This window comes from Calothrix sp. NIES-2100 (genome assembly GCF_963875285.1).
Lineage (GTDB): Bacteria > Cyanobacteriota > Cyanobacteriia > Cyanobacteriales > Nostocaceae > Aulosira.
On sequence record NZ_CAWNLA010000001.1, the window covers coordinates 3175437 to 3198328 of the forward strand.

16 protein-coding genes are annotated in these 22892 nt (G+C 42.2%); 12 read left to right on the forward strand and 4 right to left on the reverse strand.

What is annotated here, in order from left to right; all coding sequences use genetic code 11:
- Positions 1–125 precede the first annotated feature (125 nt).
- Both AACU32_RS13310 and AACU32_RS13315 read left to right on the forward strand, forming a co-directional pair.
- Complete coding sequence (locus AACU32_RS13310) at positions 126–590, forward strand: transposase (protein ID WP_339377849.1); 465 nt, start codon at positions 126–128, stop codon at positions 588–590.
- 31 nt (positions 591–621) lie between these two features.
- Positions 622–2331 carry a CHAT domain-containing protein gene (locus tag AACU32_RS13315; RefSeq protein WP_339377850.1) on the forward strand — a complete coding sequence of 570 codons (1710 nt, stop codon included), beginning with the start codon at positions 622–624 and terminating at the stop codon, positions 2329–2331.
- Here the strand turns inward: AACU32_RS13315 and AACU32_RS13320 are convergent.
- The 3 genes from AACU32_RS13320 to AACU32_RS13330 all read right to left on the reverse strand — a co-directional run bounded on the left by AACU32_RS13320 (position 2317) and on the right by AACU32_RS13330 (position 9225).
- On the reverse strand, positions 2317–3927 hold the full coding sequence (locus tag AACU32_RS13320) for a WD40 repeat domain-containing protein (protein WP_339377851.1): 1611 nt from the start codon (positions 3925–3927) through the stop codon (positions 2317–2319). The genes AACU32_RS13315 and AACU32_RS13320 overlap by 15 nt on opposite strands.
- Before the next feature lie 20 nt (positions 3928–3947).
- Positions 3948–7334, reverse strand: a complete 3387-nt coding sequence (locus AACU32_RS13325; RefSeq protein ID WP_339377852.1) for an nSTAND1 domain-containing NTPase — start codon at positions 7332–7334, stop codon at positions 3948–3950.
- Between the two features lie 550 nt (positions 7335–7884).
- Positions 7885–9225, reverse strand: coding sequence for a P-loop NTPase fold protein (locus tag AACU32_RS13330; RefSeq protein ID WP_339377853.1), 1341 nt, complete (start codon positions 9223–9225; stop codon positions 7885–7887).
- Positions 9226–9512: 287 nt separating this feature from the next.
- Between AACU32_RS13330 and acs the strand changes: the two genes are divergently transcribed.
- The 4 genes from acs to AACU32_RS13350 all read left to right on the forward strand — a co-directional run bounded on the left by acs (position 9513) and on the right by AACU32_RS13350 (position 14591).
- A complete protein-coding gene (acs, locus tag AACU32_RS13335; RefSeq protein WP_096600172.1) occupies positions 9513–11483 on the forward strand; it encodes an acetate--CoA ligase in 1971 nt (656 codons plus the stop codon).
- 191 nt (positions 11484–11674) lie between these two features.
- Positions 11675–12361, forward strand: a complete 687-nt coding sequence (locus AACU32_RS13340; RefSeq protein ID WP_096600174.1) for a tetratricopeptide repeat protein — start codon at positions 11675–11677, stop codon at positions 12359–12361.
- A 247-nt stretch (positions 12362–12608) separates the two neighbouring features.
- Positions 12609–13232: a nucleotidyltransferase family protein gene (locus tag AACU32_RS13345; protein WP_096600176.1), complete on the forward strand. Its 624-nt coding sequence runs from the start codon at positions 12609–12611 to the stop codon at positions 13230–13232.
- 96 nt (positions 13233–13328) lie between these two features.
- Positions 13329–14591, forward strand: coding sequence for a hypothetical protein (locus AACU32_RS13350; protein ID WP_096600178.1), 1263 nt, complete (start codon positions 13329–13331; stop codon positions 14589–14591).
- Between the two features lie 18 nt (positions 14592–14609).
- On the opposite strand, the gene AACU32_RS13355 is transcribed toward AACU32_RS13350, so the two are convergent.
- Entirely contained in the window at positions 14610–15806 is a 1197-nt protein-coding gene (locus AACU32_RS13355; RefSeq protein ID WP_096600180.1) for a DUF1624 domain-containing protein, read from the reverse strand.
- Positions 15807–16423: 617 nt separating this feature from the next.
- On the opposite strand from AACU32_RS13355, the gene AACU32_RS13360 reads away from it, so the two are divergent.
- The 6 genes from AACU32_RS13360 to AACU32_RS13385 all read left to right on the forward strand — a co-directional run bounded on the left by AACU32_RS13360 (position 16424) and on the right by AACU32_RS13385 (position 22806).
- Positions 16424–17620, forward strand: coding sequence for an efflux RND transporter periplasmic adaptor subunit (locus tag AACU32_RS13360; protein WP_096607984.1), 1197 nt, complete (start codon positions 16424–16426; stop codon positions 17618–17620).
- A gap of 170 nt (positions 17621–17790) precedes the next feature.
- Positions 17791–18963 carry an ABC transporter permease DevC gene (devC, locus tag AACU32_RS13365; protein ID WP_096600182.1) on the forward strand — a complete coding sequence of 391 codons (1173 nt, stop codon included), beginning with the start codon at positions 17791–17793 and terminating at the stop codon, positions 18961–18963.
- Between the two features lie 178 nt (positions 18964–19141).
- Complete coding sequence (locus tag AACU32_RS13370; protein WP_096600184.1) at positions 19142–19840, forward strand: DevA family ABC transporter ATP-binding protein; 699 nt, start codon at positions 19142–19144, stop codon at positions 19838–19840.
- 80 nt (positions 19841–19920) lie between these two features.
- Positions 19921–20910 carry an AEC family transporter gene (locus tag AACU32_RS13375; protein ID WP_096600186.1) on the forward strand — a complete coding sequence of 330 codons (990 nt, stop codon included), beginning with the start codon at positions 19921–19923 and terminating at the stop codon, positions 20908–20910.
- Between the two features lie 296 nt (positions 20911–21206).
- On the forward strand, positions 21207–22142 hold the full coding sequence (locus tag AACU32_RS13380; protein WP_096600188.1) for a M23 family metallopeptidase: 936 nt from the start codon (positions 21207–21209) through the stop codon (positions 22140–22142).
- A gap of 121 nt (positions 22143–22263) precedes the next feature.
- Positions 22264–22806, forward strand: a complete 543-nt coding sequence (locus tag AACU32_RS13385) for a late competence development ComFB family protein (protein WP_096607985.1) — start codon at positions 22264–22266, stop codon at positions 22804–22806.
- Positions 22807–22892: the final 86 nt, after the last annotated feature.

Consider the following 22892-nt stretch of genomic DNA (forward strand, 5'->3'; position numbering starts at 1 on the left):
GAATGGCACTAAGAAAAGCTATAAGCTATGCGGAACAAGCACCACAGCTTTAAAAGCTATTGAATAATGGAAGGATGGCTCAGAAGATAGTCCTTAATGCTGTTTCGTAGAGACGCGATGGCTTTGTGTCAGCCTTATTTGTGATGATAGCGATCGCCCTCCTTGGAGCATTCGCGTACCTTCCTGAAGGGCGATCGCTATGTCGGTGGAATGGAAGAAATAGTCAAACTGTTGAAACAGCAACAATGGTGTCTCAAGAAGTTGGTTACGACTCCGGCAAAAAAATTAAGGGTCGCAAACGGCATATACTCGTAGATACTTTGGGTTTACTGGTAGTCGTGGTGATCACTGCTGCTAGTACTAGTGAACAAGCAGGCGCTAAACAAGTACTTTTGAAGCTGGACGCAATACGCGATCGCTTCCGTCGGTTAATCACAATTTGGGTTGATGGCGGCTATCGCGGTAAGGATTTTCAGCATTGGGTGATGGATGTCTACCGATGGATTTTGAGTGTCGTTACCCGCCATGAGGAACAGAAAGGTTTTGTTGTACTTCCTAAACGTTGGTTGGTTGAGCGAACTTTTGGTTGAGTTAACTGGTGCCGACGATTGAGGAAAGATTATGAAATTCTACCTGAGACGAATAGAATTCACCCAAAAATCTCTTGACATCACAGAAAGTATCTTTGGTTCTGAACACCCTGATTTTGCGAATAACTTGAGAATGCAAGCTTTGTACTACAATGCCCAAGGTGATACATCTCGTGCAATTGAGTTGAGAAAGCGTGGTTTAGAAATAGGCGATCGCAATCTCAATATTATCCTTGGCATTGGTTCGGAACGCCAAAAACAAAATTATATGGCGTTACTTGTGGAATCAGGCGATACTGCAATTTCCTCTCACCTCCAGTCAGCACCCAATAACCCCCAAGCAGCAAACCTTGCTTTAACTACAATCCTCCGTTGCAAAGGACGCATACTTGATGTCGAGAGCGATAGTCGAAACTGGTTGCGACAAAATCTTACCCCGGAAAACCAAAAATTATTTGACGAACTTTCCAGCACTAACTCCCAGCTTGCAAGACTTTTATACAACAGAAATAGTAATTTTACGAATACACAATATCGTCAAGAAATTGCCCAACTGAAGACTAAAGCCGAGAATTTAGAAGCACAACTCTCTAAACGCAGCGCGGAATTTCGCATCACAACTCAACCTGTAACTATTGAAGCAGTACAAAAATTGATACCTGCGGATACAGCTTTAGTAGAATTTGTTCAGTATAAACCCTTAACCAACATCAAAGGAGCAAAACGAAGCGATCGCTATGGTAAACCTCGCTATGCTGCCTACATTCTGACATCCCAAGGCTCAACCCAATGGGTAGATTTAGGAGAAGCAGAAACCATTGATCGCGAAATAGCCGAATTTGGTACAGTTCTGCAAAGCAAATCCCGCGATGTTAAACCAGTAGCGCGTCGTCTGGATACCCAATTAATGCAACCCATCCGCAACTTGTTGGGTGACAAGCGAAAACTGCTACTTTCTCCCGACAGCCAACTTAATTTAATTCCCTTTGCTGCCTTAGTCGATGAAAATAACCGCTATTTAGTAGAAAATTATACTATTAATTATTTAACGACAGGGCGTGACTTACTGCGATTATCTAATCAGTCATCTAGTGTTCAACCACCTGTGATGATGGCGAATATTGATTTTAATAATGCGGTAAATAACGCACCTATACCCCCAGGTACAAAAGAAGATTTAAAACGCTCCTCAGAAATCAACAGACTCACATTTAGTCCCTTACAGGGAACAAAGCAAGAAGCTGATGCGATTTTACCCATACTGAAACAAAAAGGTATAAATGTAAACCTGTTAACAGGAAATCAAGCCACAGAAAACGCCCTCAAACAAATGCGATCGCCTAGTATTCTCCATATCGCTACCCACGGGTTCTTTTTAACTGACGAAAAAATAGAAATTCCCGATACTTATGATTTAGCCGTGGGAAATCGGGGAATCATCGTCAAACCTGGTTCTAGACAGCGAGTGAGTAGAAACCTGGAAAATCCCCTATTACGTTCCGGTATTGCGTTAGCTGGGTTTAACAACCGTCGCAGTGGTAATGAAGATGGTGTACTGACAGCTTTAGAAGCATCTTCCTTAAATTTATCAGGTACTAAATTAGTCGTACTTTCCGCCTGTCAGACTGGTGTGGGTAACACAACCAATGGCGAAGGGGTGTATGGTTTACGTCGTGCTTTTGTGATTGCTAACCGACAAGTACTGCAATCTACCCAACTTCCCTATCTAAGGCTGGCGTAGTTTCTTCAACTCTTCTTCTGTAAACGGATTCTTACCAGCAGTGAGGGAATTAACCCAACCTTGGCGCTGTGATCTCTGCTCAGAATTATTAGACCATTGGATAAATGCTTGGAAATCCTCAATCGCGCCTTTTTTATCGCCAGTTAGCGCCCTAGCAAGTCCACGACTATCGCGGATATTTCCATCTTTGGGTGCAAGGGTAACGGCTTTTTCACAGGCAAACATCACATCAGCTGCATATCCATGCAAGCTACCATCTTTACACAGGCTATTCCAATCTTCAGCAGAGATTTCTAGTTTTGGGTCGAGTTTTTCAGATTCAGCATAGGCTGCAATGGCTTTTTTGACATCTCCTTTGCTGGCTAGTTCTTTACCCTGAAACAGCAGAGAGGGAACTTTTGCTTTCGTCTCTGGATTAATAACTAATTCAGGATTCCATTCCTTAGCTTGTTTAAACTTGGCAACTGCTTTCTCAAATTCACCTGCACTAGCTAACTTCTCACCTTGGGTAACTAAAGTAAGCGCTGCTGCCATTAGCATAGACTTGTTTTGGCATAGTTGTAATTCTGCTAAAGTCTCAGGATGATTAGGTAAATAATCTTGCAGCCAATTACAGCCCAAAACCACAAGATTATTTAAATCCAAATTCCAGAGAATTACCGTCTTGTCATCACTAGCAGAAGCGATCGCCTTTCCGTCGGGGGAGAAGCTGACGCTAGAAACCCAAGCGCTATGACCTTTAAAGGTTTTGAGTTCTTTGCCTTCTATACTCCAGAGTTTGATTGTCCCATCACCACTAGCAGAAGCGATCGCCTTTCCGTCGGGGGAGAAGCTGACGCTAGAAACCCAAGCGCTATGACCTTTAAAGGTTTTGAGTTCTATGCCATCTAAACTCCAGAGTTTGATTGTCTTATCATAACTAGCAGAAGCGATCGCCTTTCCGTCGGGGGAGAAGCTGACGCTAGTAACCTCAGCGCTATGACCTTTAAAGGTTTTGAGTTCTTTGCCTTCTATACTCCAGAGTTTGATAGTCTTATCACCACTAGCAGAAGCGATCGCCTGACCGTCGGGGGAGAAGCTGACGCTAGAAACCTGGTCGCTATGACCTTTAAAGGTTTTGAGTTCTTTGCCTTCTAAACTCCAGAGTTTGATTGTCTTATCAGCACTAGCAGAAGCGATCGCCTTTCCGTCGGGGGAGAAGCTGACGCTAGTAACCGGGGCGTTAAAGGTTTTAAGTTCTTTGCCTTCTAAACTCCAGAGTTTGATCGTCCCGTCACCACTAGCAGAAGCGATCGCCTTTCCGTCGGGGGAGAAGCTGACGCTAGTAACCTCAGCGCTATGACCTTTCAAGGTTTTGAGTTCTTTGCCTTCTAAACTCCAAAGTTTGATTGTCTTATCAGCACTAGCAGAAGCGATCGCCTGACCGTCGGGGGAGAAGCTGACGCTAGTAACCTCAGCGCTATGACCTTTCAAGGTTTTGAGTTCTTTGCCTTCTAAACTCCAGAGTTTGATTGTCTTATCAGCACTAGCAGAAGCGATCGCCTGACCGTCGGGGGAGAAGCTGACGCTAGTAACCTCAGCGCTATGACCTTTCAAGGTTTTGAGTTCTTTGCCTTCTAAACTCCAGAGTTTGATTGTCTTATCAGCACTAGCAGAAGCGATCGCCTTTCCGTCGGGGAGAAGCTGACGCTAGAAACCCAAGCGCTATGACCTTTCAAGGTTTTGAGTTCTTTGCCTTCTAAACTCCAGAGTTTGATTGTCCCATCACCACTAGCAGAAGCGATCGCCTGACCGTCGGGGGAGAAGCTGACGCTAGTAACCGAATCGCTATGACCTTTAAAGGTTTTGAGTTCTATGTCTTTTCTTCCATATACTGCTTGCCGCAATGCCACTATAACTTGAGTTTTAGTATCTGGTGATAGCAAAAATTTTTGTGTTTTTTGCAGCTTCCCTGCTGCTTTTACACTTTCAATTAAGGTTTCTCTATCTTGTTCTGAGGCAAATAGCGCTTCACTAGAGGTACTGATCAGGTTAATTTGGGCATTAATATTAGCAACAAATGATTGCCAGCCAAATATCCCAGCGAGAATTGTTAATGTTGTCAAGCCCAAACCTGCTAAATAAGCTTCGCGCAATTTCTGTTTTAAAACTTGATTTAATCTTGCTTCTGCCAATTTGCGCTGTTCTTTTTCTCTTTCTAATTCTGCCAGTAATTCAGCACCCCGTTGTTGGCGAATAAAAGCCACAAGATAATCATGAACTAGCTGATAGCGGTCAGCCGGAGATTGGGGAATTAAAAATACTACCCCTGATGTCACTAAAATTTCTAATACCAAATCTAATTTATCGACTTCTGCTGCTAAAGCTGCTACTAACTCAGCTTTAGTTTTTAAAGGGCGAGTATTATTTTCATCTGTGAGCAAATACAAAACTAACTGGGCTGCACGTTCATTTTCTGCACCACAATCTTTAACTATTGCCTCTAAAAATCTCTCAACTAATTTATCTTTCAGTCCACTTTGCTGATATTGCTCTAGTGTTGTGATATTTTCTGCTTGCAATTGTGCCCCAACAACTTGCAACTCAATTGGGCGGACTTCCTGCAATTCGCCGGCTAAATCTCTAACTAATTCATCTATTAGTGCAGGCTCTAAATAAAAAGACCTTTCTGTTAAATCTTGAATAACTACTTTAGCTGCTGAGGGTGTAAAATTACCAAAAGTATAGCGAAATTTTTTATTAAGAATATCCTGTTCAGTAACTTCCAGGTTAGTCAGGCGATCGCATTCTAATAAATAATGTAAATAATCTTCCCGCAGTGATAATATTACCTTCACATAAGGTAAATGAAAATCATCTAAACAATAATGTAAAAAATCCCAGAAATTTTTGCGTTCAACTGGGTTAGGACAATTAAAGAAAAATTCCTCAAACTGGTCAAAAACTAAAACAGTCACCAACCTACGCTCAACATTTCCCCGCAATTCCTCAATAATTCCCCCTTGTCCCCCCTGTCCCCTTTGTCCCCCCTCTCCCCCTTCTCCTCCCCCCTCTCCTTCTCCTACCCCCCTCCTCGCTTGCGGGGAGGGGCTGGGGGTGGGGTGCAACAACATCCCCAACTCCCCCACCCAATCTGTATAAATTTGCACCACCACAGGCAAAATATTCCGACCATCAAATACAGTAATTTGATGCAATGCTGGTAATAATCCCGCCGTCAATAAAGAACTTTTACCAACACCGGATTGTCCATGAATAACAATCAATTTTTGGTCATCGCGGCTAATGCGTTCAATTAATTTATCAACATCATATTTGCGCCCATAAGCAACTATTTCTTGAGCAATAGTTCCGGCTTCAGACTCTATCCGTAAAACAGAGTTATTTAATTCATCTGAGCTAACTAAAGCCGGATGAATTACTTGTTTTTGAGACTGCAATCTACCCGCACCAATAAAAGCCCGTAAACCATATTGCTGTTCAATAGAACTTTGCTCTTGTTTGAGATGAAATGCTTTTAAATATTGATGTTGTTCAAAATATAATTTTCTTACTTCATCTAATATGCGAATATATAGTTTAGGATTATACTCAGGCTTACATTCACTTTTAGCAATTTCTAAATCATTGAGGGCTGCTTGTGCCTGTCCCAGATGGCGTTTACTTTGAGCTAGTAATAATAAATGCCAACTCCTATAATATTGAATCGCCCAATTATCAAGAAAGGCAGAGGGCAGAGTCTGGGAGGCAGAAGGAATACTGCTCTGTGCCTCCGGCGCACTTCGACTCCGCTCAGTGCGCGGCTTGCCTTTTTCAATGTCTAGGTGAGAAGTTTGGGCAATTTTATTAATCGCTATTTCTGCATATTCTTGGGCTTTTTGCCATTGCAATTTAGCCAGCGCTACCTCAGCTAAAGTAGCATAAGCATTAGCCAATCTAATCGGCTGGTAATATTTGGTGTGTAAGATAATAGCATCTTTAGCCAGTTTTTCAAGCCTATCCCACTCTCCCAATTGTTGCAGAACTTCCCCTAAGGAATTGATAAAATTAGCTGCTAGATCGGGACGATTGGCTTTTTGCAATCTTTTAATACATCGCTGATAATAATTGCGGGCGCAGCGACAAGCTTTATCATATTCCGCCCGATGTAAAACTGCATATCTCCGCCACCATAAACCAAGATAAAATAGGATACAAGCTTGCTTTTGTAAATTTCTTTGAATTAAATCTGCCGATGCTCGATGATGAACTTCATCAATATATTGCTGCCAGCACAATGCTAAACTCTGTCTATAAAGTTCACGGGACTCTTCCATTTGATTTTTAGCATAAGCATCACGCCCTAAAATAAATTTCTGGCTAGCGGCTATTTCTAGTTGTTCACACCCACGCTTTTGCAATTCCTGTAATGCTGACTCAATTTCAAAGCGTTTCCCTGCAACCATTCCCAAGTTAAGCGCCGCATTATCAAGAAATTGATCGGCTCCAACAGCTAAGATTTTAGTGAATATTTCCTCCGCTTCTTGGTTGAGAAAATGTAATAATTCCGAAGTAGCGATCGCCAACCGAATCGGTACAGCAGCATAAGTATAAAAATCTGGTGCTAACTTGATCAGCTTTTGCAGCACCAAATCATTAACCCACAACACCAAAGGGAAAGGAAAATCGTGCAAGAAATCATCCCGCAAGCGATTTATCCCCACCAAAAAATCATCTAATTTTTTGACTGACTCGATCCCAAATACCATGACAGCGTTTGGTGTTGATGAACCAATAGCATCTGTCATGGTAGAATAAAGGCTATTTTCGGAATTTTGCAGCTTAATTGCGAAAATCTCTAACCCAGAATCCTGTCGGACTTGGGCTAATATCTGTTCTTGGATACCGCCATAATTACAGCGGATTAAAATTAGCGAAAATCGTCCTTGAGCATGGATAATAGCTCTAACGAGAGTAGAAAGCGATCGCTCATTTTGAGCAGTGATATCATCGGGGTTTGTCATTTGTTATTTGTCATTTGTCATTGGTCATTGGTCATTTGTTATTTCTTTGCGTCCCCGCGTCTGTTTATTCTTCTTCCCTCATCTAAACCACATCTATTTTGAGAACCATAGTTTTAAAAGTAGTGGGAGCATCTTGCTCCCTGATCTTAGTAGCGGGCTTTGAGTCCCGCACTACTCCAGAGAATCTCTGGTTTTGTTGGGTTACCCTGCGGGAAGCCGCTCCGGGTCTATGCAAAGCCTCAACCCAACCTACAAATGTAGAAAGCGATCGCTCATTTTGAGCAGTTAGAGGCTGTTTGAAAAGTAATTGGCTGTGATTTTAAGCACTGCTTGATCCCCCCTAGCCCCCCTTAAAAAGGCTACGGTGTACACACAAGTCTCATAACCTAGCCCCACAACGTTTTGATCCCCCCAACCCCCCTTTTCAAGGGGGGCAAAAACTCTTAAAGTCCCCCTTTTTAAGGGGGATTTAGGGGGATCTATAATGTTTTGCTACCAAGCAGAGGACTTTTAAAACATCCTCTTACATCATCGGGGTTGATTGGCTGACTCATACCTGAAATTGCTTTGCTTCAGCTAAGACAGGATTGATCCCAAACCAGCGCCCTTGTTGATCCTGATATTCAAAGACAAACAAGCTGCGTAATAAAATTTGATAGTCAACTTCTCCGCTAACGCTTTGTTTCTGCACTACTAACCGCAGTATATCCCATTCGTAATCTGTAATTGCTAATACTAGACCTTCGCGGTATTCGCGGATAGCATTTTCTAAACATTCCCGCGATAAAGGTGGATCTTCTACCTGAAGGCAACTGTAGAGCAGTCCTAACAAATTGCGCACATGCCCGCCACTAATGCGGCACAGTCTATCTAAAGTTTCAGGTGTATCAAATATTTCTGTAATTAAAGCTAATCTACTGTCAGGATTCATCCCAGGAAAAGCTCTAGCTAACACCATCTGGCGCAAAAGTGCTAAACCTTGCTCATAGTCGCTGCCATCGCGCAACTGCACCGGCACCATTGGTAAAATCTTGGGAGCCATCCCGCCGCCCAAACGATTTTTCAGCGCCTCAATTTCATTGGAGAACATCAACACCAAAGGAATGGTGTAAACTACATGGCAATTGAGTTTGCGTAACTGCTCACCGCGATCGACAAACAAATATTCAGGTTGCGATCGCCCTGTAGTTTTCGCGCGTGGATCTACCCGATCCAAGTTATCAATAATTACCACTAGCCCATTTTTACCCTTAGCTTTGAGTTCCTGCTGGGCACGTTCGAGAACTTCTTGATTAATCGACTCTAAAATATTATTCGTGCGCGGTTCCAAGTATTGCCTTAAGCGGCTGCGCAGCTTGGGGCTATCTTTGGTTTTCGCCGTAATTTTGGCAATTTTCAGCGGTAAAGAAAGCTCTGCTTCTGCCTTTACTTCTATCGGTGTTTGCAAAAAATCGATTACTTCATTCAGCAACCCGGTAAAGTAACCAGGGCGAATCTTGATATTAACAGCTTCTAAACTTTCACTTACTTGGCGTGCGATCGCCAGCATAATATCGGTAACATCCACATCAGCCATATCTAAGTCCTGGGTGGACTCAAAATACACCACATGAAAGTTTTGCTGCTTTAACTCTACTTCCAGTCGCCGCAATTCTGTAGACTTACCACAACCAATATGCCCAGTAAACAATTGGCAAGTAGGTTTATTTGGCGCAAGGCGGGTAATCGTTCGCCCCAGGGCTTCAATAACTTTACCACCCCGTACAGAGGCAAAATCAATATAATATTGCCGTTCTTCAGGATTTTCTAAGACCAAAGTCTTACTAGGATTGCAACTGTCAAAAAATCTTTGTAAATCTAGATTCATAGAAAGTCTTCCGACTTGGGGCATTGGGCATTGGGCATTGGGCATTGAGATTCTTTCTCGATGCCCCACGCCCGTGACATATCACTCCCTTTGACGGGTAGGACGAGCTTAAAGATTAATTTAATATGTCCGTAAAATTAACAGCTATTTTTTTAGCATTTATACAGAAGAATGGCAGACTAGCGCAAAATACACATGATGTAGACACTCCAATACCCCATGCCCATACTTCTGATTTCTTAACGAAAAGCAAAACATTTCTGAGTAACTTGCAGTACAGAATAGTTTTCAGGCACTAATTTATTAAAATCATGTCTCAGCCCAACATAGAATCAATCTTACAAGAAACCCGTTTATTTCCCCCATCTGCGGAATTCTCCCAAAACGCTCATATTAAAAGTCTGGCAGATTACCAACGTCTCTACGACAAAGCTAAAGCCGATCCGCAAGCATTTTGGGGGGAATTAGCGGAAACTGAGTTGCATTGGTTCCAAAAATGGGATAAAGTTCTAGACTGGCAACCGCCTTTTGCAAAATGGTTTGTTGGCGGTAAGACAAATATTTCTTACAACTGCTTAGATAGACATCTCACCACCTGGCGTAAGAATAAAGCTGCACTGATTTGGGAAGGTGAACCGGGAGATTCTCGGACTTTGACTTATGCGCAATTACATCGGGAAGTTTGCCAGTTCGCCAATGCTTTGAAACAACTGGGAATTCAAAAAGGCGATCGCGTCGGTATTTATATGCCGATGATACCCGAAGCCGCGATCGCCATGTTAGCCTGTGCGCGAATTGGCGCACCCCACAGTGTAGTATTTGGTGGTTTCAGTGCCGAAGCTTTGCGCGATCGCTTAGTTGATGCGGAAGCAAAATTGGTAATTACGGCTGATGGTGGTTGGCGTAAAGATGCGATCGTTCCTCTCAAGGAACAGGTAGACAAAGCTTTAGCCAATAACGCCGTTCCCAATGTGAAAAATGTGCTGGTAGTACAGCGTACCAAGCAAGAAACTCACATGGAACCAGAACGCGATCATTGGTGGCATGATTTACAAAAAGCTGTATCGGCAGATTGTCCCGCCGAACCAATGGACAGCGAAGATTTACTATTTATTCTCTACACTTCTGGCAGCACTGGCAAACCCAAGGGTGTGGTACATACAACGGCTGGGTATAACTTATATACTCACATGACCACAAAATGGATCTTCGATTTGCAAGACACAGATGTATACTGGTGTACTGCTGATGTCGGTTGGATTACGGGTCACAGTTACATTGTTTACGGCCCCCTTTCCAACGGTGCAACAACCCTGATGTACGAAGGTGCGCCCCGTGCTTCTAATCCCGGCTGTTTTTGGGATGTCATAGAAAAATATGGCGTGAATATTTTTTATACTGCGCCTACAGCAATTCGCGCATTTATTAAAATGGGCGAACAACATCCCAACGCCCGCAACTTATCATCCTTGCGATTACTGGGAACCGTCGGCGAACCAATCAACCCAGAAGCATGGATGTGGTATCACAAAGTCATTGGTGGTGAACGCTGTCCGATTGTGGATACATGGTGGCAAACGGAAACTGGCGGTATCATGGTTACACCTTTACCTGGAGCAATTCCCACCAAACCCGGTTCAGCCACACTTCCCTTCCCTGGCATTCTTGCAGATATCGTAGATTTAGACGGTAATTCTATCCCCAACAACCAAGGCGGTTATTTAGCAATACGCCATCCTTGGCCGGGAATGATGCGCACAGTTTACGGCGATCCAGAACGCTTCCGCCGTACCTACTGGGAACACATACCCCCCAAAGATGGTAACTATACTTATTTTGCTGGTGATGGAGCCAGAAAAGATGAAGACGGTTACTTCTGGGTAATGGGAAGGGTAGACGATGTACTCAATGTATCAGGACACCGCCTGGGGACAATGGAAGTAGAATCAGCCTTAGTCTCTCATCCCGCAGTAGCAGAAGCAGCGGTAGTAGGTAAACCAGATGACATCAAAGGGGAAGAAGTTGTCGCTTTTATCACGTTAGAAGGAACTTACCAAGCCAGTGAAGATTTGAGTAAAGAACTCAAGCGACACGTTGTACAAGAAATTGGTGCGATCGCCCGTCCCGGTGAAATTCGCTTTACAGACGCATTACCCAAAACGCGATCGGGTAAAATCATGCGCCGCTTACTACGAAATCTCGCCGCAGGTCAAGAAGTATCCGGCGATACCTCAACTTTAGAAGACCGCAGTGTCTTAGATAAATTGCGGGAAGGCGCGTAATATATTTAGTCAACAGTCAACAGTCAACAGTCAACTTACCAATGACCAATGACCAATGACCAATGACTAATGACCAACTGTGGAACATTTAACACAGGATTAACAGTCAATTTTAATTGAGGTGCGTTTGTGATGAGCTAACGCACCTCAATTTATTATAGGGATCAGAACACTCTTGAGGGATGAGGGCAATGAAGCTGAACAACCAACTTAAAACAGTATTTGTTCAACCTCTTAGTTACATAACACTGAGTATCGTAACTACAATTTTTATCTCACCATCAGTATTTGCCGTAACTGCACAAAATTCTTTACATTCTCCCAGACAGCCAAACTTCAACACCAGAGAGCAAAAACTAGCACAGGTTCAAGAAGACTCAGTGCTTCAAGAGCGATCGCAATTCATTCAAAAAGCTAATGCTTTATACAGTCAAGGAGATTTCAAAGGCGCAGAGGAAAGTTTACGTAAATTCCTCAAAAGATTCCCCGAAGACGCTTTTGGACATTATCAACTCGGAAATGTACTGTTTCGCCAAAACAGACTAGATGAAGCAATTAGCTCATTCCAAGAAGCAATTCGTCTCAAACCAAAATATGCTCTTGCTTACAATGCGATCGGGATTGTTCACGCTAGTCAATCTCACTGGGATGATGCTATGAGTCAATATCGCAAAGCTTTGGAAATTAATCCTGATTATGCTGATGCACTGACTAATTTAGCACTAGCACTGTGGCAAACAAATAAAAAAGATGAGGCTCTCGCTTCTTTGACAAAAGCTTTAGATATCTTCAAAGCCCAAAATAGAAGTGAAAAAGCTTATCAAGTTGAACAAATTTTGCAAAAAATCAAAAATTCCGATAATCCTAGTTTGTCATAAATCATTACTAATACTTCGACTCCCTTCTGGTGCGAGACGCTACGCGTAGCTTGCTTTCCGTAGGGTACGACTGCGCTCAGGGCGAGTCGCTCAGTACAAGTTCGTAATTTGTAATGAAAACCTACTGTAAAACAGATTTCTACAAAATCACTCTTTAAAAACTAGATCCCCGACTTCTCCAAGAAGTCGGGGATCTATATAAAATTACTATTATTTTCATAATGTAATTACGAATGACCAATGACCAATGACCAATGACGAATTGTATATTGCAAATATTGCCATCATTATCCTAGCTGCGGGTGCATCAACTCGCATGGGTCAGCCGAAACAACTATTACTATATCAAGGACGCAGTCTAATTCAGCATATAGTGGCGAGTGCGATCGCTTCATTGTGCAAACCTGTAATAGTTGTTTTAGGAGCTAATGCACAACAAATCCGTGCGGAAATCAATCAACCTTTGGTACAAATAGTTGAGAATTCCCAATGGGATTTGGGAATGAGTACTTCAATTCGTAGCGGTATTTTAGCACTTGCAAATTATTCTGAAAATATAGATGCAGCAGTTATAACTGTATGTGATCAACCCTTTATTTCTCCAGAAATTATTAATAACTTAGTATCAGCATATGATTCCACAGGAAAATCGATTGTAGCTTCCCAATATGCAGAAGCTTTAGGAGTACCCGCTTTATTTAGCAGTAAGTTTTTTTCCGAACTAGCCGCATTGAATGAGAGTATTGGTGCAAAACATCTAATCAAAAAATACCGCGAGCAAGTATTTGGTGTTGATTTTCCATTAGGCGCAATTGATATTGACACTCCCCAGGATTATGAAAACTTGCAAGCAAATATCCTGTTGAATTAATAGCTGTTGATAATTTTACTTAACAAATGGAACTAATAACCATGACAAAAGTCATACTGGGTAAAGATATACCTGATAAATTAGCTAGTTAATAATATGAAACTTAAGTCTATTTCAACTGCGATCGCACTCAGCGCGATCGGTGTGGGATTTTCACACATTGCGTATACACAAACTCCCACCGCACAACCAGCACAACTAACGCAAGAAGTAACGGTACTCCGCGCACAGGGGTCAAGTGGGTTAGAAAAATTTCTGAATAATCACGCAGCAGAACTGAAAAATCCTTCACCGCAAATACGCCAAGCCTTAGATAAACTTTGTCAGCAACGGGACTGCTACGCCTCTAAGCTTTACTGGTACACCGATATAGAACAAGCCAAAGCTGCTGCTAAAGCCAGTAATAAACCCATCCTTTCACTACGTTTATTAGGAAATCTTGACCAAGATTTAAGTTGTGCTAACAGTCGCTTTTTCCGTGTAGCTTTATATCCCAATGCAGAAATTTCCCAATTCCTGCGCGATCGCTATATTCTACATTGGGAATCTGTCCGCCCAGTACCAAAAGTTACCGTAGATTTTGGCGATGGACGCAAGCTAGAACGCACCCTGACTGGAAATAGCATTCACTACATCCTCGATAGTTCCGGTGTCCCCGTGGATGCAATTCCTGGTTTGTACGGGCCGCAAGCCTTTCTCCGTCAGTTAGTTGCTGGCGAAAAAGCAGTCAAAGAATATACTAATTTACAAGGTGTAGCCCGTGAAAGCTTTTTACGTGACTACCACCGTCAACAATTAGCATCTACTCAAAGTCAATGGCGAGCAGATTTAGCAAAATTAGGTATCAAAAATCCACCGCGTCTTGTCGAAATTACTAATAGTAATGAAACACCAAGCGCTCCCGTAGCTGGTACACTAGCTGTCAGCAAAATGCGCGTCGAATCTCCTCTGCTTCGTAACATTAATGGTGCTACCAGCAATCAAACCGCACTCCAAGAAATTACTGACGCAGCAACCTGGCAAAAAATTGCCCAACGTTACACAGCAGATGCCAAGTTAGATAATAACAGTGTAGCATTAATTAAAAATAAACGTTTTTCCGGCAACAAAGCTGATAATTTACCGCGTGTTGTCAGCAATTTTGAAACAGCAATGGCATTAGATACTGTGAGAAATGAGTATACACTGCACAGCCAAATTCATCAGTGGTTTATGCAGGAAAATGCCACAAATAATGTGAAAACGTTGAATGAAAAAGTTTACAGCGAATTATTTTTAACTCCTAGTTCCGACCCCTGGTTAGGACTGATGAGTACTGATAGCTACAGCGCCATTGATAATGATGGAATTCGTAATTAACATCTTCAATAGAGTAGTTCACAAATAATTCAACCACCAACTCTTATGTTTTGCCTTATAGTTGGCAAACCAATTACAGATGGGGTACAAAATAACCAGTATGACTATCCAAATGATATAAATCTTGGGTAAATTATAGCCATAGTTTGGTGGCATAAGAGTAGAAATCAGGTAGGGCAGAGTAACTGCTTTCCAACCGTAAGTAGGGAAAGCGATTATCACAGCCGAGATGTGGATTAGCCACAAGTGAATAATGTAGAAAAATAGAGGAACACTACCGAAGATTGTGAGGGGTTTGAGAATTCTAAATCGGCGATTTTCAAACAAGTTAAATATCAAGATTCCTATTCCGAGAGTGAGCAACAAAAAGAGTAATGAAGGTGGATATTTATTGACATTAAGGAATGATAGTAGAGTGCGTACAAAGTTGGACTGAAATGACCAAGGTTTAGGGTCACCATAAATATTAATTGTCCGCAAGATAATAAAGCTCAGAATTAGACCTAGCCCAAGGCGTTTTAGTAACTGGCTACGCCGCGATTTTTCTAGATTCAATACTCTGCCAAAAGCATAACCCAGCGCCATCACGCCAATCCAAGGAATCAGGGGATAGCCGATGAAAAAGCGAATTCCCCCAAAAGGCGTGAACATTTTTGGTTCGTGAAGCACCGCCCAAATCCAACCCCAACTTCCTAGTTGTTCAACATGTAAATTATCAAACAAATTGTGTCCGACTATGAGCAGTATTCCGAATGTAGCGATCGCTCTAGTTGGAAGATAAATCAGCCCTGCTAAGACTACCATAGACCAACCAATTGCCCACAGCACATTTGCTCCAAAAAACGATGTATTGAAAGTCCATGCAAAGCTAATGACTGTCAACTCCAGAAACACTAACCATAGTCCGCGTGTAAAAAGCAACCGAGAAAGTTTTCGCTTGTTATTGTGGCGTTGAAAAGAAAGATAAGCGGCGATACCTGCTAAAAAAACAAAAGAGGGCGCACATAAATGGGTAACCCATCTGGTGAAAAACAAAGGAATAGTCGTTTGGGTGACATCCAAAGGAGAAAAGCGGACATTGGTAAAAAAATCTCGCACATGGTCTAAAGCCATTAGCACCATCACAAGTCCGCGCCATAAATCTATGGATAGCAGGCGCTGGATTTTTGGTTGATCGTAATTGTCAGCTGGGGAAACAGAATCTATCGAATTCATATTATGTACAGGTCATTAAAATAGTGTCAGTTCTGAAGATGTAACTTAATCTCAGTGCAAGGTGTTCATTAGCACTCAATGCAAACAACACTTGACTCAATACTACAAGGGATAGCATTTTGAACTTAAAATTTGGTTTGGGGAAAAGGTTAAAGGGTAAGGGTTAAAGATTTTTTGTTTCCCCTTTCCCATTCTCCTTTTTCGCCTTAACCGACAAGTATTGACATTTGACTATTTACTTAACTATTTAATCGTGAAACTTTACGCAAGATGACCTCTCTGAGATTATAAAAAAAAGATGTAAGCTCTGAAAGTCAACGAATACAGTTATTTCACTGTGATTGTTGGCGCTGTTACAGCCCAGAAAATTTTCCTCGTCTAATATACTTCAATACATTTAGGCAGAAGTCTTTCATTTCTGGGAAAGGCTTGTTTTTGCTGTATACATTCACAGATTTTTGTGTAGTCCACCTATCAAAAATTAGCAATTTTTTATGGAATTTAAAGCGATAAAACACCAATTAATCAACACCAGTATCTAAGTAAGTTGCATTCATAACTGAGGAAAAAATCAAAATTTTCAAACTTTCTGCGCCACCAGTAAGAGGTAATGTATGGTGCAAAACTCAAAACTAGGGTACACATTGTCCCCTAAGTCTATTCTGCGTCCATCCGTTTTGATCGGTATAATTGCATCTTTATTGGTTGGCGGAATTAGCTTTTATACAGGGAAACGGTTGCAAGATTCCGGCAATTTCAATGCACAAGTAACAGCAAAAAAACTACCAGAAATTAAAACAGTCACAGCCTTGGGAAGGCTAGAGCCAAAAGGAGAAATAATCAAAGTTTCTGCTACTGTATCTGCACAAGGAAGCAGGGTAGAGCAGTTGTTAGTTGAGGAAGGAGATACAGTTACAAAAAATCAAATTATTGCCATTTTAGACAGCCGCGATCGCCTCCAAGCAGCATTAAAAGAAGCCCAAGAACAAGTGAAGGTAGCCCAGGCGAATCTAGCTAAGATCCAAGCAGGAGCCAAACCCGGTGAGATTTTAGCCCAAAAAGCGGCGATCGCTCGTTTAGCAGCAGAACGCAAAGGTAATATCGAAGCACAAATAGCCACAATTGAGCGCTTACAAGCTCAAGTGCAAAACGCCCAAGAAGAAGACAACCGCTATCAGCAGTTGTATCAACAAGGAGCAGTTTCCGCCTCCCAAAAAGACAGCAAACGCCTCACCCTAGAAAGAGAACGCACAAGTTTGCAAGGTGCAAAAGCACAATTGCAGCAAATCCAATCAACCAGCCAGCAACAAATTAAAGAAGCCACAGCCAATTTAGAACAAATTGCGGAAGTTCGCAGCGTAGATATCGCCGCAGCACAAGCAGAAGTACAACGTTCCCTAGCAGCCATGAATTTAGCACAAGCTTCTTTACAACAAGCTTACGTGCGATCGCCCCAAGATGGACAAGTATTCGAGATCCATACCCGTCCAGGAGAAATAGTTTCAGATGATGGAATCGCCAATATTGGACAAACCAACCAAATGTATGCGATCGCCGAAGTTTACGAAAGCGATATCAGCAAAGTTCATTCCGGACAAAAAGTGCAAGTAATGAATGAATTTCTCCCTCATGAATTACAGGGAACAGTAGATTGGATTGGCTTACAGGTGCGCCGACAAAATGTCATCAATACCGACCCTTCTAGCAACATTGACGGCCGAGTCATTGAAGTTCGTGTGCGTCTAGATCGGTCTTCCAGCAATAAAGCAGCCAAATTTACCAATATGCAAGTCCAAGTAGTTATTCAACTATAAAACCTTCTACTTTGCCCCTTTGCACCAGAAAAAAATTGGTTTATTTATACCTTTCAAATTTGGCAATAAATTCAAAGCCTAACAACCCAAATTAAATCTGACTTTCTTAATGACGAATGACAAATGATGAATGACAAATGACAAATTAGTATTACTCAGCACTTTCAATGATGGGATTCATCCAACAACTGCGACGACGAACACCTTTAGGATGGCTACAACTGAGTCATGAAAAAAGTCGGTTGCTAGTAGCATTATCAGGAATAGCCTTTGCTGATGTTCTCATGTTCATGCAGTTTGGCTTTCAGAGTGCTTTGTATGACAGTAACACCAGACTACATCGCAGCTTACTCTCAGACATCGTTGTTATCGGTTCCCAAACCCGTAACCTACAAAGAATATCTAGCTTTTCTCGACGGCGACTTTACCAAGCAATGGACATACCAGGAGTAAAGTCAGCAGCAGCAATTTATATCGGGACAATGATCTGGAAAAATCCTCAAACAAAGCGGGACACAGAAATTCTCGTCATTGGTTTCAATCCAGACAAGCCAACTTTTGACTTACCAGAAGTTAATCAACAATTGCAGGTGATTAAACAGCCATACACCGTCATCTTTGACCGTGGTGCTAGAGGAGAATATCAAAAAACCATTGCCCAAATTGAACAGGGTAACCCCGTGAAAACCGAAATAGAACGCCAGACAGTGACTATTAGTGGTCTATTTAAAGTCGGGGCTTCCTTTGGGGCTGATGGTACTTTAATGACTAGCGATGAAAACTTTCTGCGGTTATTTTCTCGACAACCAGCAGGGAATGTCAGTCTTGGTTTGATTCGTTTGCAACCTGGTGCTGACCAAAAGCAAGTAGTAGCAGCATTAAAATCTCATCTAGGAAATGAAGTCAAAGTGCTGACACACCAAGAATTCATTGAATTTGAAAATGACTTTTGGAGCAGAAATTCCCCAATTGGATTTATTTTTAACTTGGGTGTGTCAATGGGTTTTTCAGTAGGGGTAATTCTGGTTTATCAAGTCCTCTCTACAGATGTGAACGCCCATGTCAGAGAATATGCCACCTTTAAAGCAATGGGCTATCGCAATTTATACCTTCTTGGCGTAGTCTTTGAAGAAGCAGTAATTTTAGCAATTTTAGGCTTTATACCAGGAACAGCCGTATCTTTAGGACTTTATTATATAACTCTTAGTGCCACAAATTTACCAATGTACATGACTGCACTCAGGGCATTACAAGTGCTATTTTTGACAATAATTATGTGTATGATTTCAGGTGCGATCGCCACTCGTAAACTCCAATCAGCTGATCCCGCTGATATGTTTTGATTGTCATTTGTCATTGGTCATTTGTCATTTGTCATTGGTCATTGGTCATTGGTCATTGGTCATTGGTCATTGGTCATTGGTCATTTGTCAATTGTCATTTGTCAATTGTCATTTGTCATTTGTCTTTCTCATCCCCCTCATCTCCCTTGTCCCCCTTGTCCCCCATGCCCCATGCCCCATGCCCATCTCAATTAAAAATCTTGACCACTACTTTGGTCATGGTCAACTCCGCAAGCAAGTTTTATTTAATATCAATCTAGAGATTAACAGTGGTGAAATTATTATGATGACTGGGCCATCTGGTTCAGGTAAGACGACACTGTTGACTTTAGTAGGTGGTTTGCGTTCTGCTCAGTTTGGTAGTTTGCGAGTATTAGAACGAGAACTATGCGGTGCTAGTCCTTTGGAACTACTAGAAGTGAGACGCTGTAACGGTTATATTTTCCAAGCTCATAATTTACATGGTAGTTTGACCGTACTTCAGAATGTCAAAATGGGCTTGGAACTACATCAGCAGATTAAATTACCAGAAATACACCTGCGCTCAACCCAGATACTAGAACAGGTAGGATTAGGAAATTGCCTAGATTCTTATCCCGAACAACTCTCAGGCGGGCAAAAACAACGAGTAGCGATCGCCCGTGCTTTAGTTAGTCATCCTAAAATTGTCCTAGCTGATGAACCTACCGCAGCCCTTGATAGTCAGTCTGGTCGAGATGTGGTCAACCTCATGCAAAAATTGGCTAAAGAACAAGGCTGTACCATCCTCATGGTGACCCATGACAACCGTATCCTTGATATCGCCGATCGCATTGTCCATCTCGAAGACGGCAAATTACAGCCAAAACTCAAGAGTCTCAGAGTCCATAGTCTCTAGTCAAAAGTCCAGAGTAATTCACCTTGACCAATAACCAATGACAACTGACAATTGACAATTGACAATTGACCATTGACTAGATGATTGAAAACCTGCTCCATGCTTATACTCCTCTGTTAACCTGGATTGGTCTAGGACTGATACTGTCTCGGTTTATCCCCGATAGTTTTCTCAAATTACTGGGGTATATGCTCTACTGGGTAGGAGTTCCCCTGCAACTTTTCGTTCTAGCACGTCACACTGATTTATCTCATGGGGGAAACATACCCGCGATCGCAGTACTCATATTACTAGTGAGTCTGGTTCTAGCATTGTTAATTTGGTGGGGTCTACAATCCTTAGCAAGCCGAAAAAAACCACCAGAACAGGTAAGTTCACATTTGCCTAGCAAGAGTTCCTTATCTCATGTTAACTCCCCATCACGGGCAAGTTTAGGCAGTTTTATTTTAGCGACTATTTTAGGCAATACAGGCTTCGTCGGCTTAACATTGGCGCAAGTGCTGATTAGCCCAGCAAATATGGACTGGGCAGTATTATTTAGTGTAACCAACAACGTTGTCGGCACATACGGGATTGCTGTCCTCATTGCCAGCTATTTTGGCAACAGACAAACCAAAAACCATTGGTGGATTCAGCTGCGAGATTTGGTAACAGTCCCCAGTTTGTGGACATTTTTTATAGGGTTGAATACTCAGTTTATCAAATTGCCAGCAGTAGTTGAGTCAGGGCTTGAACAAGCTGTCTGGGTAGTAATCGCCTTTGCTTTATTGCTCGTCGGTCTACGGATGCAATCAATTAAGGGCTGGAAAAATTTCCAGATGGCTTTAGTTGCCAGTATGCTGAAAGTTGTGATTGTGCCTCTGTTGGTCGGGATATGTGCTACATATTTAGGTGTGATTGGTGAACCACGTCTAGTACTAGTACTCATGTCTGGAACACCTACAGGACTGTCTGTACTGATTTTGGCAGAAGTTTATGAATTAGATCGGAGTTTATTGGCGAGCAGTATAGCCTTAACTTTTGTGGGATTACTACTAGCACTTCCCCTTTGGCTTTTCTGGTTCAGCTAAAATTTGTAACAGTATAAAAATAATTGCCACAGATCAATAGATTAAAATAAAAAAGACAGTTAAACTACCCGTTGTTCCCTAGATCTCTTTAGCCTCAGCCTACCTCTTGTACATCTGAGGTAGTCGTACAGCTAAATTAATTAACGTTCCCGATTCTTGACAAAAAGGCAATTAGAGTTTAGTCTCTGAACAATTTAAGGAGATTTATCTTTCTACAGAACATTTACTTCCATGAGGAAACATGAGTCGTAGTAAGCTAGTCTGTTGTCCACAGAAGTAAAGTTTTTTGTGGCTCTATGACTATTAAGGATCGGACTGATAATAATCAAACAAAGTTGCTTGGTTTTAATATCAAAGGTTTGACAGCCAATCGCTGTACAACAAATCTGTTGATGGGGATGTTTGCAGCCTTTCCCGTCGCTTTGGCTCTGCCTGTAGATGCATTGCAGGTACAGGTAAATCCTAATAATCCCCAGTTGGGTGATACTGTCTCAGTTGTGATTAATCTAGATAATCCAGGGAATGGTAATAACCCAACAGTGGTTAGTGGCGATAAGTCTTACCCAGCATTTGAAATCGCACCCAATCAATATCGGGCTTTTATCCCCACCACGCCCCTAGAAAAACCTGGAACTAGAACTATCCAAGTATCCGGCGATGGTCAGGTGCAAAACCTCTCTGTACAGGTACGAAATCACAAATTTCCCGTACAACGGATTAATTTACCGCCAGGAAAAGCCGGAGTAGATGCCACAGAGTTTGAACTCAAACGCGTGGCAGCTTTCAAAGCACTACAAACTCCCCAAAAGTATTGGAACGGTTCGTTTTTGAAGCCAAATCAGGGACGAATAAGTACAATTTACGGTGTACGCCGCTACTATAATGGTGAATTCGCCAATGATTATTATCATCGTGGCGTTGACTACGCTGGTGCAGAGGGTTCACCCGTAATTGCGCCAGCCGCAGGCAAAGTAGCTTTGGTTGGCAAAGTATCTCAAGGGTTCCGGGTTCACGGTAATGTAATTGGCATCGATCACGGTCAAGGAGTAACAAGTATTTTCATGCACCTAAGTCGCATCAATGTCAAAGAAGGCGATATTGTCAAAGCTGGTCAGGTAATTGGCGCAGTAGGTGCAACGGGAGCTTCCACTGGACCTCATTTACACTGGGGTCTGTATGTCAATGGACTATCTGTTGATCCAACACCTTGGCGCACCAAGGTTTTTGAATAACAGAGATAAAATTAATCACGACTGTACATCATTTGTATATTATTTTGCCTATAATTAGGCAAAATAAACTAGATTGGTACCGTCCCTACCTTGCTGCGGTGGCTTAAAGATGATTAGCGTTATGAGTATTGAAAAAATTGTAGAACAAGCTCTCCAGGATGGTTATCTGACACCAGCAATGGAAGCAGAAGTTGGGCGCATCTGTGATAACGCCTCCGAACTCTCCATAGAAGAGTATATGGCGTTAGATCGACTAATGGGAGCGCTACTGACGGGCGAGGTTGTGGCGGTACCTCGCAAACAATTCATTAACGTCATGGAAGAGTTGGTACTCACAGAAGCGATCGCCAGAGTAGCAGAAATAGAAGCTACTAGCGAAAGCTCCTTAGATGTTGGGGATATAGCTGCTTACGCGCTGAACCGTCTTCCGCCCCTATACGCCACTACCGAAGAAGGTGCTAACTACCAGCGCCAAAGGGCTAAGGCAGAACTTCAAGAATTAATTGCCCAGCAAATAGGTGAGGCCATTGGTCGTAACCTTGACCAACCCAATGACAACAGAACCCCAGTCTTGGGCAAAAGTACTGGCAATGAAGTGTTACGCCAAGTTAGTAACTTACTACAAGTCTACGCCCCCACGTTTGAGCAAAAATCCCAATCTTAATAGTCAAGAGTCAATAGTCCATAGTCAACAGTCCAGAGTGCATAGTCAAATGACCAATGACCATTGACCAATGACCGTTGACTATT